Source organism: Streptomyces sp. G7(2002) (assembly GCF_028870195.1).
Taxonomy (GTDB): Bacteria; Actinomycetota; Actinomycetes; order Streptomycetales; family Streptomycetaceae; genus Streptomyces; species Streptomyces nigrescens.
Map to the genome: position 1 here is coordinate 3,197,283 of NZ_CP102609.1, position 16,163 is coordinate 3,213,445.

Genomic DNA, 16,163 nt, shown 5'->3' on the forward strand with positions numbered 1-16,163 from the left:
ATCCACCTCGGCGCGGCGGTGCAGTGCGCCCGCCGCGCCGTTTTCCTGCCCGGCACACCCCGCGGCCTGGTGCGTGACACACCCCACCCCGGCGCGTGATGCACGCCACAACCGGCCGATGGTTGCAGCGGAACTTCGCGATATGGATCACAGGCCGAGGGGTCGCAAACTGATCCCCGAATGGGAGTTTCCCCTGCAAGGAGCGGGTATACGGCCGACTGCGCGGTCGTCCGCGCACTGTCCGTGATGATCCGGTCTGCCCCTATGGTCGACCTTTGCCCGTCGCGTCATGACGGGCCGCGCCCGCCTCCCCACGGCGGGCAGTGTCATGTTGTCGTCCAAGAGAGCGCAGGCGAGCGAACACGTGCCGACGCAGTCCCCCGTCGCACCCGGCCCCCGTCACCCCGCCGGCAGTCGAGCCGATGCCGCATCCGGTCTCCGGAAGGACCGCGGGGCGGATCCCGCGCAGCACTCATCCGGCGAGGTGACCGTCGTCGATCCCGTGATGGTCAAGCGTGCGGTCTCGGCCGCCGCGCTCGGCAATGCGATGGAGTGGTTCGACTTCGGCGTGTACAGCTACATCGCGGTCACCCTCGGACATGTCTTCTTCCCGTCCGGGAATCCGACCGCGCAGTTGCTGTCGACGTTCGGAGCGTTCGCGGCGGCGTTCCTGGTGCGTCCCATCGGCGGCATGGTCTTCGGGCCGCTCGGTGACCGGATCGGCCGGCAGAAGATTCTCGCCATCACCATGATCATGATGGCGGCGGGCACCTTCGCCATCGGCCTGATCCCGTCCTATGCCTCCATCGGCGTCGGCGCACCGATCCTGCTGCTCGTCGCCCGCCTGATACAGGGCTTCTCCACCGGTGGTGAATACGGCGGCGCCTCCACCTTCATCGCCGAGTACGCCCCGGACAAGAAGCGCGGATTCCTCGGCAGCTGGCTGGAGTTCGGCACCCTGGCCGGCTACGTCGGCGGCGCCGGCCTGGTCACGCTGATGACCGCGCTGCTGTCCACCGAGGACCTGCACTCCTGGGGCTGGCGCATCCCGTTCCTGATCGCCGGACCGATGGGCATCATCGGCCTCTACCTGCGGATGCGGCTCGAAGAGACCCCGGCCTTCGCGCAGCTGGAGAAGGAGGCGCGGACGAAGGAGAAGGCGCGCCGCGAGGTCGAGAAGCGGATCGGCATCCGCGAGATGATCTTCGGTCAGTGGCGGTCGCTGCTGCTGTGCGTCGGGCTGGTCCTGGTCTTCAACGTCACGGACTACATGCTGCTGTCGTACATGCCGAGCTATCTGACCTCGGAGCTGAAGTACGACGAGACGCACGGGCTGCTGGTCGTGCTGGCGGTGATGGTCCTGATGATGGCGGCCCAGCCGTTCGCGGGCCGGCTCACCGACCGCTTCGGCCGCCGTCCGGTCATCGCCGCGGGCTGCCTCGGCTTCCTGGTGCTGTCCGTCCCCGCCCTGCTGCTGATCCGGCAGGGGTCGCTGGCCGCCATCGCGGTGGGCATGGCCGCGCTCGGACTGCTGCTGGTCACCTTCACCTCGTCGATGCCGGCCACGCTGCCCGCGCTGTTCCCGACCAAGGTCCGCTACGGCTCCCTGTCGATCGGCTTCAACGTCTCCGTGTCGCTCTTCGGCGGTACGACGCCGCTGGTGGTCACCGCCCTGATCGGCGCGACCGGCAACAAGATGATGCCCGCCTACTACATGATGGCGGCGGCCGTGATCGGCGGTATCGCCGTCCTGCTGATGTCGGAGAGCGCCCGTAAGCCGCTGCCCGGCTCCCCGCCGGCCGTCGAGACCGAGGCGGAGGCGGAGGAGATCCGTCACGCGGCCAAGGCCGACGCGACGGTCTGACACCCACGGACTGCCCGCCCCCAGGCGCCACAGGGCCCGGCTCGGATACTTCCGGCCGGGCCCTCGGCATTCCCCGGAATCCCCGGATTCCCCGGCCCTGACCTGCGCTCCTGCGGCACCGTGCGGCACGATGGTCGGCATGAGCATCGTGAAGATCAATGTACTGACCGTGCCCGCCGAGCAGCGCGAGGTCCTGGAGAAGCGCTTCGCGGCGCGCGCCGGCACCGTGGACTCCTCGGACGGCTTCGAATGGTTCGAGCTGCTGCGCCCCGTGGAGGGCACCGACCAGTACCTCGTCTACACCCGGTGGCGGGACGAGGAGTCGTTCCAGGCGTGGATGGAGGGGCCGATGAAGGCCGCGCACCAGCAGGGCGGCGGCGCCGAGGGCGGGGAGCGGCCCAAGCCCGCCGCGTCCGGTTCCACGCTGTGGTCCTTCGAGGTGGTGCAGCAGGCCGGGCCGAAGCAGGGCTGACCGTCACCGGCGGCGTCACCCGGAAATGCGTTGCGCGGCGCACCGGACCGGCCGTGACAATGGCGCCATGAGTGACGCCGCCACCCTCCGTCTCCCCTGGACCGTCGCCGCCGAGCCGGCCGGTTCGCCGGACGCCGAAGCCCTGTTGCGCGAGTACTACACCGAGGTGGCCGACCGCTACTTCGCGCTGCACGAGGACCGCCGTTCGACGCCGGAGGAGATCGAGGAGGGGCTGGCGGAGTACCCCACCGCCGATCTGGCACCTCCGGGCGGCGTGCTGCTGGTGGCGCGTCATGGCGAGGAGGTGGCGGGCTGTGCCGGGGTGCGGCTGCTGGACGCGCGCACGGCGGAGCTCAAGCAGATGTTCGTACGGCCCGCCCGGCGCGGGCTGGGCGGCGCGGGGGCGCTGCTGCGGGCCGCCGAGACGGCCGCGGTGCGGCTGGGCGCCGAGCGGCTCCGGCTCGACACCCGGCTGGATCTGGTGGAGGCCGTCGCGCTCTACCGGCGGCACGGCTTCCTGGAGATCGATCCGTACCACGACGACGACCCTTATGCGGAGATCTTCTTCGAGAAGCGGCTGGACGGGGACTCGTTGACGGCCTAGTTCCACCTACCCACCCTGTGTGCTCACTTGGCCAGGTCCGGTGGCTGGGGCGTGGGCGGGTGGGTGCGGGGCAGCGGTGGCCGGGCGTCGCCGTTGTGCGGCTCCTCCGCGTCCGAGCCGCACAGCTCCGCCGTCAGCTCGTGGACGAGTTCGGTGAGATCGGTGGGCCGGTCCCTGGTCCACCAGTCGCCCAGCATCTCCGCGAGCGACTGCTGACGGGCCGCCGAGAGCCGCTCCGCGGTCTCCCGTCCAGGGCCGGTGAGCAGCAGCAACAGCCCTTCGCGGGTGGCGAGTCCGCGTTCCTCGATCTGGCGGACGCTCTCGGAGATCACTCCCAGCGGCACGGTACTGCGTTCGGCGAGCAGTCCCGGTTCCACCGAGCCGTAGCGGTGGATGCGCAGGATCAGCCAGGCCGCGGCCGGTTTGAGGTCCAGTCCGGCCCGTGCGGCGATCTTCTCGTAGATGTGCTTGCGGCCTTCTCGGCTGCCGAGGATGGACAGGGCGCGGGCGACCTCGTCGCGCGAGGACCGTTCGACGGGGTTGGAGGAGAGCACCTCGCTGGTGTCGGGCGCCGTGACACTGCTGCGCAACGGCTCCTCCTTGAGGAACCAGGCCAGCGCGAAGGCGACCAGGACGACGGGGACGGCGTAGAGGAAGACATCGGTGATGGAGATGGCGTAGGCGTCGAGGACGGCGGTGCGCCGGCCGGGCGGCAGCTGCGCGACGGTCCGCGGGTCCTCGGCGACCCTGGAAGGGTCGATGCCCGGCGGCAGTTGCTGACCGGCGAGGGCGTCCGCGATCCGCGTACCGAGGTTGCCGGCGAAGACCGTGCCGAAGAGGGAGACGCCGAACGAGCCGCCGATGGAGCGGAAGAACGTGGCACCGGAGGTGGCCACGCCCAGGTCCTTGTAGGGCACGGCGTTCTGCACGATGAGCACCAGCACCTGCATGACCAGGCCGAGTCCGAAGCCGAAGACGAAGAAGCAGGCACTCATCTCGGCGACCCCGCTGCCCTGGTCGAGCCGGTGCAACAGCAGCAGGCCGAGCGCCACGACACCGGTGCCGGCGATCGGGAAGACCTTGTAGTGGCCGGTGCGGCTGACGATCTGCCCGGAGCCGGTGGAGGCCAGCAGCATGCCGAAGACCATCGGCAGCATGTGCACCCCGGACATGGTCGGGCTGACGCCCTGTACGACCTGCAGGAACGTCGGCAGATAGGTCATCGATCCGAACATCGCGAAGCCGATGACGAAGCCGATGACGGCGGTGAGCGAGAAGGTGCGCAGCCGGAACAGGCGCAGCGGCAGCACGGGTTCGGCGGCCCGGCGCTCGATGACGAGGAAGGCGCCCAGCAGGACGACGCCGAGCACACCGCACCCCACGACCTGCCAGGAGGCCCAGGGGTAGGTGACGCCGCCGAACGAGGTCATCAGCACGAAGCAGGCGGCGACCGCGGCGATCGTCGCGGTGCCCAGGTAGTCGATCCGGTGCGGGGTGCGGCGGCGCGGGATGTGCAGCACGGCGGCGATGACGGCGAGCGCGACGATGCCGACGGGGACGTTGATGTAGAACACCCAGCGCCAGCTGAGGTGGTCCACGAACAGCCCGCCGAGCAGCGGGCCGAGGACGCTCGAACTGCCGAAGACGGCACCGAACAGGCCCTGGTACTTCCCCCGTTCGCGGGGCGGCACGATATCGCCGACGATCGCCATGGACAGCACGATCAGCCCGCCGCCGCCCAGCCCCTGGAGGGCCCGGAAGGCGATCAGCTCGCCCATGTTCTGCGCGATACCGCACAGCACCGAGCCGATCAGGAAGATCACGATGGCGGTCTGGAAGAGCTTCTTGCGGCCGTACAGGTCACCGAGCTTGCCCCAGAGGGGTGTCGCGGCCGTCGAGGCCAGCAGGTAGGCGGTGACGACCCAGGAGAGATGGTTGATGCCGCCGAGGTCGCTGACGATCGTGGGCAGCGCGGTGGCGACGATGGTCTGGTCGAGCGCCGCGATGAGCAGGCCGAGCAACAGCGCGCCGATCGCGGCGAGGACCGTCCGCCGGGACCGGTCCTCGCCGGGGACGGCAGGAGCGCCGGTGTCCTGCGCCATGAGCGTCTCCCTCCGTTCCGGAGCGTCCCGTGCGGTGCCGGGGCCCCGGAGCGTCCCGTGCGGTGCCGGCCGTCCGTCCCGTCCCGGGCCACCGCCGGCCGCCCTTCCCGTTGCGTCCCTGCTTCGGACTTCTTCCATCCTGGGCGGTTCCGCCGGATATGGCCCGCCGAGTGACGGCCGGTACCGGGGGTCGTCCGGGGGACACCTGGGGCATGCCGGGCGGATGTCTTCGAGCGCCTGCGCGGACCGGTGCGGCGTCTGGATAATCGCTGCCGGTTCGATGCCTCCAGGGAGGGGAACACCCGTGACGGCACAGACCTGTCCGCACTGCCGCGCCCCCGTACGCGGCGGCGGCCGGCCGAGCTGCCTGTGTGCGGCGGTCGGGGCGGACGACTTCGATCCGCTGCGCATTCGGCCGTACGTGTCACTGCCCGACGGCGACGGCGACGGGGAGGCCGACGACGACGGGGGCGATCACGGCGGGGCGAGCGGCACCGGCACCGGCCGGGGCGACCTGCTGGACTTACCCGGGGTGGACGCGGCGGTGCATCGCACCGACGGCCCGTCGACCGCCGCCGGGCCGCCCCTCGCCGACGGCCCGTCGGACGCCACCAGCCCGCCCCTCGCCCCCACTCCGCCGGCCACCGGCCCGGCCGAACCCCTGGCGCCCCGGATGCGGCGCCGTCCGAGCCCGGCCTCCCGGACGTTCCACGCATCGGAGGAGGAGCGGCCGACGGAGCAACCCGCCGGCCGCTCCCCCGCCTCCCTTCGCCGCAAGCGCCTGCTGCCCGCCGTGCTGCTGACCGCCGGGGCCGCGGTGGCCGCCACGGCCGTGATGATCGGCACCGACGCCCTCTCCGACGACACCCGGACCCGGGCCACGGCGCCCGGCCGCGGCAGCACCTCCCCCGGCGCCACCCTCCCCACCGGCGGCACATCCGCCCCCGCACCGAGCGGCCCCGACTCCCCCACCCCGGCCCGCTCCGCGTCGCCCGACGCGACCGCCCCCGAGGCCACCGTGCGGCCCTACCGGACCCCGGCCCCGCGTCCCCCCGCCCCCACCCGGGCCTCCGGCAGCGTCTCGGACTCCCCCGCCACCCACGGCCCCAGCGCCCCGCCCACCGGGCCGCTCGTGCTGCGCGAGGGGGCCGGTGGCCCCGAAGTGCGGGAGCTACAGGGGCGGCTGCGGCAGGTGGCGGTGTATCCCGGCCCGGACGACGGCCGCTACGACGCGGACGTACGGGACGCCGTGTCGCGCTACCAGCGGGCCTACGGGGTGGCGGGCGATCCGGACGGCGTCTACGGCGCGGTGACCCGGGCGTCCCTGGAGTCCCGGACGCACGAGCCGTAGCCCTGGTGAGCAGGGCGCTGACCTGCCTGGTTGTCGCCGGCCGCTCCATTTTGTATCGTGAAGAAACAAAGTGGTTCCGCCCGCACTCCCTGACCGGCGGGCGGGACCGCTCTGTTCTTCCGCACGGGTGCGATCCGCACCGTCCGTATGCCCGTAGCGCCCAGGAGCTTGCCGATGACGGCCACCACCACGCTCACCGCCCGCGCCCTGCTGCTGGACATGGACAGCACGATCGTGAACTCCGAAGCCGTCGTCGAGCGCTGCTGGCGCGGCTGGGCGGCCGAGCAGGGGCTGGACGCGGACGAGGTGCTCCAGGTCGTCCACGGCCGGCAGGGCTGGGCCACCATGGCCGCACTGCTCCCGGACCGCCCGATGGAGCTCAACCTGGCGGACAACCGCCGGATGCTGGCGCAAGAGACCGCCGATATGGACGGCGTGGTGCCGGTCCCCGGCGCACCCGCGTTCATGGCCTCCCTCGCCACCCTCCCGCACGCCCTGGTGACCTCCGCCGACATCCCGCTCTCCGACGCCCGGATGGGCGCGGCCGGACTGACCGTGCCGGCCGTGCGGATCACGGCGGAGAGTGTGAGCGCCAGCAAGCCCGACCCGGAGGGCTTCCTCAAGGGCGCCGCCGAGCTGGGCTTCGCCCCCGAGGACTGCCTGGTGTTCGAGGACTCCGAGGCGGGCATCGAGGCGGGCCGGGCGGCCGGGATGCGAGTGGTCGGCGTCGGTGACCGTGCCGCCGCGTTCGCCCCCACCGTGCAGGTGCCCGACCTCACCCGGGTCCGCGTCGAGGCGCTGGCGGACGGCCTGATCGCGGTACACGTCACCGCCTGATCGCGGTGCACGTCACCGCCTGATCGCGGTGCACGTCACCGCCTGATCGCGGTGCACGTCACGACCTGAGCGCGACTCCGGGGCTCCTCCGAAGGGGCGGGCCCCGACGGCGACCCGCCCCTTCGGCCCGTCCTCAGCCCGCGATCGCCTCGTACAGGCTGAAGCCCGCGAGCAGCAGCATCACGCCCGCCGCGACCTTGGTGATGAGCTTGAGCGGCACATACTTCATCAGCGTGCGGCCGCCCAGGATGCCCAAGCCCGCCACGGCCCACAGCGCCAGCACGGCGCCGACGCCGACGGAGAGCGGGTCGTCGTAACGGGCCGCGAGGTTGGCGGTCATGATCTGGGTCAGATCGCCGAACTCGGCGACCAGGATCATCATGAAGCCCGCCCCGGAGACCTTCCAGAAGCTCTGGTCGGCGGGCTTCTTCACCTCTTCCTCGTCCTCGTCCTTCCTGAACAGCAGCACGGCGGCGCCCGCAAGGAAGAGGACACCGACCACGCCCTGTACCAGGCGGTGCGGGAGCAGGGTCAGCACGCTGCCCGCGGCGATCGCGAGGGCGACATGCACCAGGAAGGCGGCGGCGACACCGGCGAAGACATACGAGGCGCGGTAGCGGGTGCCGAGCATCAGACCGGCGAGGGCGGTCTTGTCGGGCAGTTCGGCAAGGAAGACGACGCCGAAGACGACGGCGGCGACGGTGAGACTGAACACGGGGTGGGATACCTCGATCGGTCGGGCCGCACCAAAGGGCCCGGGAAAGGGGTCGCTTCGGCACGGCAGCGTCAAACACTGCGGCCGAAGGTCTCGCTGGCGCGGCACTGCTGCGTACCACGCTCCGGGCGCCGGCTCGCCACTACGGGCGGGCAGTATGTCGACGGTCCGGCAGAGAGCTACTCCCCTTCTGCTGCCGTCAAGGGTACGCGGTGCAGCCTTCCGCGCGCGACCAGCTCCAGCACCACCGCACAGGCCGTCGCCTGCACCGCCAGCAGGGCCACCAGGACGAACAGCTGCACCGCACCGGCCTGTACGGGCGAGGCCCCGCCCAGCAGCATGCCGACGAACGCGCCGGGGAGTGTGACCAACCCCACGGTCCGGGTCTGATCGAGCCCCGGCAGCAGGGCGTCCGACGCGGCCGGCCGGGCGACCTCCATCCGTGCGTCACGGTCGGGCAGCCCCAGCGCGAGGCCCGCCTCGAACTCACCGTGCCGGGTCTCCAGCTCGTCCAGCGCCCGTCGCCCGCCCAGGACGGTGGCGGTCAGCGCGCCGCCGATCAGGATGCCGGTGACGGGGATGAGCACCAGCCCGCGCGGCGGCACCAGACCGGTGAGCAGCAGCAGCCCGACGACCGGGACGACGCCGACGGCGATCGGTGCGGCGGCCCACCACCAGCTGCGGTTCCGGGTGATCCGGCGCCCGGCGGTCCGTACCGCCACCGCGAACATCAGCACGAGAAAACCCAGCAGCCAGGAAAGGGCGTGCACCACCCAGCCGATGAGGTAGGAGACGGCGGCCAGTTGGGCGGCGGCGCGCAGTCCGGCGACGGCGATGGCCCGGGCGTGGCCGAGGCGGGCCAGTGCGGCGACGGCCACGGCGGCGATCAGCAGGACGACGAGGACGATCCCGAGAGTGGTGTTGACCGGCAGCAGCACGCGCTCACTGTAGGGGTGCCACGGGGGCGCATACGCCGGAGCGCCACAACCGGAGCGCCGTTGTGCATTTATGGCGCCCTGTCAGCCCTTGAACTGACGTGGGCATGTCGTCACCCTGTTACCTGGTGCCCACCCCATGGAAACCCCACGCCGACACCATGGGCGACGCACCGCACGTCAACTTCCCCCCACATTTCGGGAGTTTCGATGAAAAAGGTCTACGCGCGTCGAGTTTCCCTCGCCGCGGGTTCGGCCGCGGCCCTGGTCTGCACGCTGGCGCTCAGCTGCCAGTCCGCCCAGGCGGCACCGCCCAGCCCGCCGGACGCCGGCACCGCCCGGACGTACCTCGCCGACATCAAGGAACAGGCCGAGGGCCCCCAGGACGGCTACAGCCGCGACAAGTTCCCGCACTGGATCGACCAGGACAAGAACTGCAACACCCGCGAAGTGGTGCTCAAGCGCGACGGCACGGACGTGCAGCAGGACGACAGCTGTGCGGCGAAGAGCGGCAAGTGGGTCTCGGCCTACGACGACGCGACCTGGACCGACGCGGCCGACCTCGACATCGACCATGTCGTCCCGCTGTCCGAGGCCTGGAAGTCCGGCGCGGCCCAGTGGACCACCGAGCGCCGCAAGGAGCTGGCCAACGACCTCACCCATTCCCAGCTGATCGCCGTCACCGACAACCTCAACCAGGAGAAGGGTGACAAGGACCCGGCGAAGTGGCTGCCGCCGAAGACCTCGTACCACTGCGAGTACGCCCGGATGTGGGTGTGGGTGAAGCATGAGTACGGCATGACCGCGGACTCCGCCGAGAAGACCGCGCTGAAGAAGATCCTGGACGGCTGCTGAGCCCCGCTCCCCGGGGTGCCGATCCACGCGCCCGTCGGCCGGAAAATCACCGGCCGGCGGGCGCGCCGCCGTCCCGGTCACCCGCCGCGCCCGCTGTGCTCCTATCCTCTGACCACGACGAGGGGAGGCACCCGATGGCCGGACTGCGTTTGGGGCCGCTGCTGCGGTATGTCGACGCGGACAGCGCGACGGTGTGGGTGGAGACCGACCGGCCGTGCGTGGTGCACGTCCGCTGCGACGACGGGGCGGCCGGCGCGCAGCACACCTGGCAGGTCGCCGGGCACCACTACGCGCTGGTCCCGGTGACCGGTCTGACACCCGGCACCGAGACGCCCTACCAGGTCCTGCTGGACGACGAGCCGGGGGCACCTCCCAGCGGTAGCGGGGAGAAGGTCTGGCCGCTGCCCGACAGCCGCTTCCCCGCGAGCACGATCCGTACGCTCCCCGCCTCCGCGCACGAGCCCCTGCACTTCGCCTTCGGCTCCTGCCGCTGGTCCGCGACGCCCTCGAACGCGGCGCACGACCCGGTCGGCCCGGACGCCCTGGACACCCTCGCCGCCACCCTGGCCGCCGGTTCCGGACGGCAGCGCCCCGATGTGCTGCTCCTTCTGGGCGACCAGGTCTACGCCGACCAGACCTCCGAGGCGACCGCGCAGGTGCTGGCCGGGCGCCGCGACCTCACCGAGCCGCCGTGGAAGCAGGTCGCCGACTACGAGGAATACACCTACCTCTACTACGAGTCCTGGCTCGACCCGGAGGTCCGCTGGCTGCTGTCCACGGTCCCCAGCTGCATGATCTTCGACGATCACGATGTGATCGACGACTGGAACACCTCGGCGTCCTGGCTGGCCCGGATGCGCGCGACCCCGTGGTGGCGCGAGCGGATACTCGGCGGCCTGATGTCGTACTGGGTCCATCAGCATCTGGGCAATCTCTCGCCCGCTGAACTGGCCGCCGACGAGCTGTACGCGCAGGTCCAGTCGGTGCCGGACGCCACGGAGCTGGTGCGGGAGTTCGCGGCCGGTGCGGACGCCGATGCGGCGCACGCCCGCTGGAGCTACCGCCGCGACTTCGGCCGGGTGCGGCTGGTCATGATCGACACCCGGGCCACCCGCGTCCTGGACGAGAGCAACCGCGCGATGCTCGACAAGACCGAGGGCGAATGGCTGCGGCAGGCGGTGCTGGACGGGCGCGGCAGCTACGACCATCTGCTGCTCGGCAGTTCGCTGCCCTGGCTGCTGCCGCATCTCATCCATGCCGGAGAGGGCTGGAACGCCGCGCTGTGCGCCGGTGAACGCGGCCCCCGCTGGGCCCGCAGGAGCGAGCGTCTGCGCCAGCGCGCCGACTTGGAGCACTGGTCGGCCTTCCCCGGCTCGTTCACCGCGCTCACCGAGCTGATCGCCGAGGCGGGCTCCGGCGCCCACGCCCCGGCGACGGTCTGTGTGCTGTCCGGGGACGTCCACCATGCCTATGTGGCGGAGCCGCACTGGCGCGGCGCCGGTCCGCACCCCGCGAGCCGGGTGCTCCAGCTGACCTGCTCCCCCGTCCACAACAGCATTCCCGGCTCGCTGCAGGCCGGTTTCCGCTTCGGCTGGAGCCGGTCCGGCCGCTGGCTGGGCAAGCTGCTGGCCCGGCACGGACGGCTGCCCCGGCCGGCGGTGAAGTGGCGGCGCACGGGCGGTCCCTGGTTCGGCAATCAGCTGATGACGCTGACGCTGGCGGGCCGTGCGGCGCGGCTCGCCCTGGACCAGACCCGCCGGGAGAAGCAGGGCGGCGTCCGGCTCGTCACGGTCTGGCGTGCTGCGTTGACCGATGCGCGAGTTGGCGGGGAATCCGGTGGTGCGGGCGGTCCGGAGGCGGGCACCGAACGGCCGAAGTCCGGATGATGCGGGCGGCCCGGCGTCCGTGAACCTCCGGCCGGGCACTGGCGCGCACCGGAGGCAGGGCGTCCTACCTGCAAAACCGCCACATGTTTTTGCCCACCCCGGTGCTCCGCCACCGGTTCGGGCGGTGATGATGGGGCGCACGTTTTGCTCGTCGCCCGACTTCCCGGGCGGCCGTGCCCCTACGGGCCGGCCGTCCGCCGCCGCAGGGAGAGCTCCTCTTGGCCGCCGACCACCTCGCCGACCACCGCCCCCGGCCCGCCCTCGCGCTCGTCGGCGCCGGGCCGCGCGGGACGAGCGTGCTGGAGCGGATCTGCGCCTCGGCCGCCGAACTGGCCCCGGGCTCCCGGCTGACCGTCCACGTCATCGACCCCGCACCGCCCGGCGCCGGCCAGGTGTGGCGCACCGCCCAGCCGCCCGAGCTGCTGATGAACACCGTGGCCTCGCAGGTCACCCTGTTCACCGACGACAGCGTCGAGTGCGCCGGCCCGATACGCACCGGGCCGAGCCTGTACGCCTGGGAGGGGTGCGAGGTCGGCCCGGACGACTATCCGGGGCGCGCGCTGTACGGCCGCTATCTGGAGTGGGTCTTCCGCCACACGGTGCGCACCGCCCCTGAGGAGGTGACGGTCGTGACGCACCCGGCCTGCGCGGTGCGGCTGGCCGAGGCCCCCGACGGCTCGCAGTCCCTCACCCTCGACAACGGCCGGACGCTGCACGGCCTGGGGGCGGTGGTCCTCGCCCAGGGCCATCTGCCGGCCGTTGCGGACGCCGAGCAGCGGCGGCTGGCCGACTACGCCGCCGGGCACGGGCTGCGCTATCTGCCGCCCGCCAATCCCGCCGATCTCTCCGCCGCCCTGGAGGCACTGCCGCCGAGCCGTCCGGTACTGCTGCGCGGTCTCGGCCTCAACTTCTTCGATCACATGGCGCTGCTGACGACGGCCCGGGGCGGCCGGTTCGTCCGCGGTGCCGGCGGGACGCTGACGTATCTGCCGTCCGGCCGCGAACCCCGGCTGTACGCGGGCTCCCGGCGCGGCGTCCCGTACCACGCGCGCGGCGACAACGCGAAGGGCGCGCACGGCCGTCATCTGCCGCTGCTGCTCACCCCGGACGTGATAGCGGCCTTCCGCAAGCGCGCGGACTCCGGTGAACTGCCCGATTTCCTGGCGGAGGTCTGGCCCCTGGTGGCCAAGGAAGTGGAGACGGTCTACTACGAGGCGCTGCTGGCGCGGCGGGCCGCGGACGATGCGGCGGGCCACCTCTTCCGGGAGCGCTTCCGGCAGCGCTTCCTGGGCAGCGCGCACCGCAGCCCCGAAGAGGCCGCCGCCCTGGACGCGTTCGGGATCGCGCCGGGCGAGCGCTGGGACTGGGACCGGGTCTCCCGGCCGCACGCGGAGCGGTCGTTCGCCGGCCGCGCCGCCTTCCGGGAGTGGCTGCTGGACCATCTGCGGGAGGACGTCGCACACGCCCGCCAGGACAATGTGTCCGGCCCGGTCAAGGCGGCGCTGGACGTACTGCGGGATCTGCGCAACGAGCTGCGGCAGATCGTCGACCACGGCGGGCTGGCCGGCGCGTCCCGCCGCGACCACCTGGACCGCTGGTACACCCCGCTCAACGCCTTTCTGTCCATCGGGCCGCCGCGGCGCCGGATCGAGGAGATGACCGCACTGATCGAGGCCGGGGTGCTGGAGGTCATCGGCCCCCGGATGACCCTCCGGCTCGGCTCCGCCGACGGCCACGAGCCCGGTTTCACGGCCCATTCGCAGGACGTGCCGGGCTCCACGGTGACGGCGACGGCGCTGATCGAGGCGCGGCTGCCGGAACCGGATGTCCGGCGCACCGCGGACCTGTTGCTGGCCCGGCTGCTGGCCGAGGGCGGCGGCCGGCCGCACACCGTGGACGGCTACGAGACGGGCGGGCTCGATGTGACGCCGAGCCCGTACCGCCTCATCGAGGCCGACGGGCGGCACCATCCGCGGCGGTTCGCGGTCGGGGTGCCGACGGAGGGAGTGCACTGGGTGACGGCGGCCGGGGCGCGTCCCGGGGTGGGGTCGGTCACCTTGGCCGATACGGATGCGGTCGCACGGGCGGCCCTGCGGGCGGCGGTCGAGGGCGCGGCCCCGGGCCGGGGCACGGGTGCGGGCAGGGCTTCGGCGAGCGGAATGGGGTCGGGCAGGGCCTCGGCGAGCGGCGTGGTTCCGGCGGCAGGCGTGGTTTCGGCGACTGGTGTGGCCACTTCCAGCCAAAGATCCCATTTGGCCAGAGGTTGAACTTGCAAGTACAGATTAGGTGTCCCTAACCTGTCCCCTTCACGGTTACGTCGTCCCCAGAAACCGTAGGAGTCCCCACATGTCACCGCTCACCACGTTCCTCCAGAGATCCACCCCGCACGTGCTCGCACTCTTCCGCATCGTCATCGGCCTGCTCTTCGCCTGCCACGGCGCGTCCTCGCTCTTCGGCGTCCTCGGCGGTGCGATGGGTCAGGGCGGCACCGTCCCCACCGGCAGCTGGCCGGGCTGGTACGCCGCCGTGATCCAGCTGGCCGGCGGTCTCCTGGTGATGCTCGGCCTGGGCACCCGCGCCGCCGCGTTCATCAGCTCCGGCTCGATGGCGTACGCGTACTTCTCCGCGCACCAGGGCTCGGCGCTGTGGCCGATACAGAACGGTGGCGAGGCCTCCGCGATGTACTGCTGGGCGTTCCTGCTGCTCTTCTTCGCCGGCCCCGGCTCGTGGGCGCTCGACCGGGTCTTCTTCGGCGACCGCGGACAGGAGACGGCCCCGTCCGCTCAGCGGGAGCCCTCCGCCGTCTGACGCACCACTTCCCGGCGCGGGGCCCGGGACATCCCGGCCCCGCCCCTCACGGCCCGTACGGCATCTCCGCCGTACGGGCCGTGCCGCGTCCACGGACGAGGGACAGGACGGACGGCGGAGAGGCCGGGCGGCGGACAGGCGGGGCGACGGACACGCCGAGCGGCGACCGGCGTCGGCCATTCCCGGCTCACCCGGCATATCGCGCATGCCGGATGCCCCGCACACAATGCCGCTTCCCACGCATCCCACCCCCGCCCTTTCGGCCACCGCGGCCAGGCGTACGCTGTATGGCTGTAGAGCCGCCCCTGCCGCACCGAGCGACGTCGCGGCGGGGTTCGGACCGGGAGAAGGACGTTGCTGGAAAGCCTGGGGTCCCTCGGCGGCACCCCTTGGGTGTATGTGATCGTCAGTCTCTCGATCGTTCTCGATGTGTTCGTCCCGATTCTGCCCAGTGGGGTCCTGGTGATCGCCGCGGCCACGACGGCGGCCGGCACCGGCACGGCGGCGGACGCGGTCGGCGGCGTCGAGGTCACCGCCACCGTCCACACCGGTGCCCACCTGGCCGAAATCATCTCCCTGGTGCTGTGCGCGGCCACCGCCTCCGTGCTCGGCGACATGGTCGCCTACCGGCTCGCCCGGCGCGGCGGCGACCGCTTCGACCGCGCCATCGGCCGCTCCCGCCGGCTGAGCACGGCACAGGAACGACTCGGTACGGCGCTGACGCGAGGCGGCGGCGGCATCGTCGTCCTGGCCCGCTTCGCCCCTGCCGGACGCTCCGTGGTCAGCCTGGGCGCCGGTGTCGCGCACCGTACGGTCCGCGAGTTCCTCCCGTGGTCCGCACTGGCCGGTTTCGCCTGGGCGTCCTACAGCGTGAGCCTCGGCTACTTCGGCGGACACTGGCTCGGCACCTCCTGGATGAGTACCGCCCTCTCCGTCGTCGCCCTCTTCGCCGCCGGATCGGCCGCCGCCTTCCTGATACGCCGCCCGGACCGCCGCACCGCGCACTGACCCGTCCGGTGACGGGCGCCTGCCGACGCCCGCCCGCCGACGGCCAGTTGTCGACGGCCTGCTGGTGACGGCCCGTTGTCGACGGCGGAGCGGAAAATCCTTGGCCGTTTGTCAGAGGCCGGTGCGACGATGACGGACATGACCGGCACTCACGCATCCCACGGCTCGCACGAGACCGGCGACAGCGGCTCCGGAGACCCGGCCGCGGCCTCCGGCCCCTGGCATCCCCGCCCCGAGACCACCGCGGACACCGCGGCCGTCCGCCGGATCCACCTCGCCGCCTTCGAGACGGCCGGCGAGGCCGATCTCGTCGACGCGCTGCGCCGCGACCCATCGGCCTGGCTGCCGGGCCTGTCCTACGTGGCCGACGCGGCGGACGGCACCCCGGCCGCCCATGCGCTGCTGACCCGCTGTCATGTCGACGAGGTCCCCGCCGTGGCGCTGGCGCCGTGCGCGGTGCTGCCCGGGTACCAGAAGTGCGGTGCGGGCGATGCGGTGATCCGGGCGCTCCTGGAGGCCGCGCGGGCGGCAGGCGAGCGGACCGCGATCGTGCTCGGCCATCCGCCGTATTACCCGCGCTTCGGATTCGTCCCGGCCGCCCGGTTCGGCATTCTGCCCCCGCAGCCCTGGCCGGACGAGGCCTTCATGGCGCTGTCCCTGGACGACTCCACGCCCCCGCGCGGCACGGTGCGCTACGCCGAAGCCTTCGGCATCGACTGACCTCGG

Annotated in this window: 14 protein-coding genes; 11 read left to right on the top strand and 3 right to left on the bottom strand. The window is 72.3% G+C overall.

Going from position 1 to position 16,163, the window contains the following annotated elements; translation table 11 throughout:
- Positions 1-328 precede the first annotated feature (328 nt).
- The 3 genes from proP to NUT86_RS13155 all read left to right on the top strand — a co-directional run bounded on the left by proP (position 329) and on the right by NUT86_RS13155 (position 2,940).
- The gene (gene proP, locus NUT86_RS13145) at positions 329-1,864 is read left to right on the top strand and encodes a glycine betaine/L-proline transporter ProP (RefSeq protein WP_274735308.1); all 1,536 of its coding nucleotides are present in this window, start codon (positions 329-331) and stop codon (positions 1,862-1,864) included.
- A gap of 139 nt (positions 1,865-2,003) precedes the next feature.
- Positions 2,004-2,336: an antibiotic biosynthesis monooxygenase family protein gene (locus tag NUT86_RS13150; RefSeq protein WP_018087982.1), complete on the top strand. Its 333-nt coding sequence runs from the start codon at positions 2,004-2,006 to the stop codon at positions 2,334-2,336.
- Between the two features lie 67 nt (positions 2,337-2,403).
- Positions 2,404-2,940 carry a GNAT family N-acetyltransferase gene (locus tag NUT86_RS13155; protein WP_274735311.1) on the top strand — a complete coding sequence of 179 codons (537 nt, stop codon included), beginning with the start codon at positions 2,404-2,406 and terminating at the stop codon, positions 2,938-2,940.
- A 23-nt stretch (positions 2,941-2,963) separates the two neighbouring features.
- Here NUT86_RS13155 and NUT86_RS13160 read toward each other — a convergent pair whose 3' ends face one another.
- Complete coding sequence (locus tag NUT86_RS13160; RefSeq protein ID WP_159488406.1) at positions 2,964-5,042, bottom strand: MFS transporter; 2,079 nt, start codon at positions 5,040-5,042, stop codon at positions 2,964-2,966.
- 304 nt (positions 5,043-5,346) lie between these two features.
- Between NUT86_RS13160 and NUT86_RS13165 the strand changes: the two genes are divergently transcribed.
- A complete protein-coding gene (locus NUT86_RS13165; RefSeq protein ID WP_274735314.1) occupies positions 5,347-6,393 on the top strand; it encodes a peptidoglycan-binding domain-containing protein in 1,047 nt (348 codons plus the stop codon).
- Between the two features lie 174 nt (positions 6,394-6,567).
- On the top strand, positions 6,568-7,230 hold the full coding sequence (locus NUT86_RS13170) for an HAD-IA family hydrolase (RefSeq protein ID WP_274735316.1): 663 nt from the start codon (positions 6,568-6,570) through the stop codon (positions 7,228-7,230).
- A gap of 133 nt (positions 7,231-7,363) precedes the next feature.
- Here the strand turns inward: NUT86_RS13170 and NUT86_RS13175 are convergent, their stop codons facing one another.
- The gene (locus tag NUT86_RS13175; protein ID WP_159488403.1) at positions 7,364-7,945 is read right to left on the bottom strand and encodes a TMEM165/GDT1 family protein; all 582 of its coding nucleotides are present in this window, start codon (positions 7,943-7,945) and stop codon (positions 7,364-7,366) included.
- Between the two features lie 179 nt (positions 7,946-8,124).
- A complete protein-coding gene (locus NUT86_RS13180) occupies positions 8,125-8,883 on the bottom strand; it encodes an ABC transporter permease (protein ID WP_274735318.1) in 759 nt (252 codons plus the stop codon).
- Between the two features lie 207 nt (positions 8,884-9,090).
- Between NUT86_RS13180 and NUT86_RS13185 the strand changes: the two genes are divergently transcribed.
- The 6 genes from NUT86_RS13185 to NUT86_RS13210 all read left to right on the top strand — a co-directional run bounded on the left by NUT86_RS13185 (position 9,091) and on the right by NUT86_RS13210 (position 16,157).
- On the top strand, positions 9,091-9,735 hold the full coding sequence (locus tag NUT86_RS13185; RefSeq protein ID WP_274735320.1) for an HNH endonuclease family protein: 645 nt from the start codon (positions 9,091-9,093) through the stop codon (positions 9,733-9,735).
- A gap of 134 nt (positions 9,736-9,869) precedes the next feature.
- Entirely contained in the window at positions 9,870-11,621 is a 1,752-nt protein-coding gene (locus NUT86_RS13190; protein WP_159488400.1) for an alkaline phosphatase D family protein, read from the top strand.
- Between the two features lie 218 nt (positions 11,622-11,839).
- Positions 11,840-13,888, top strand: coding sequence for an FAD/NAD(P)-binding protein (locus tag NUT86_RS13195; protein ID WP_274735323.1), 2,049 nt, complete (start codon positions 11,840-11,842; stop codon positions 13,886-13,888).
- A 79-nt stretch (positions 13,889-13,967) separates the two neighbouring features.
- Positions 13,968-14,429, top strand: coding sequence for a DoxX family protein (locus NUT86_RS13200; RefSeq protein ID WP_274735324.1), 462 nt, complete (start codon positions 13,968-13,970; stop codon positions 14,427-14,429).
- Positions 14,430-14,783: 354 nt separating this feature from the next.
- Positions 14,784-15,437 (top strand): DedA family protein, encoded by a 654-nt coding sequence (locus NUT86_RS13205; RefSeq protein ID WP_274735326.1) that lies wholly within the window; start codon positions 14,784-14,786, stop codon positions 15,435-15,437.
- Between the two features lie 138 nt (positions 15,438-15,575).
- Positions 15,576-16,157 carry a GNAT family N-acetyltransferase gene (locus NUT86_RS13210; protein ID WP_274735328.1) on the top strand — a complete coding sequence of 194 codons (582 nt, stop codon included), beginning with the start codon at positions 15,576-15,578 and terminating at the stop codon, positions 16,155-16,157.
- The last annotated feature ends 6 nt before the right edge of the window (positions 16,158-16,163 follow it).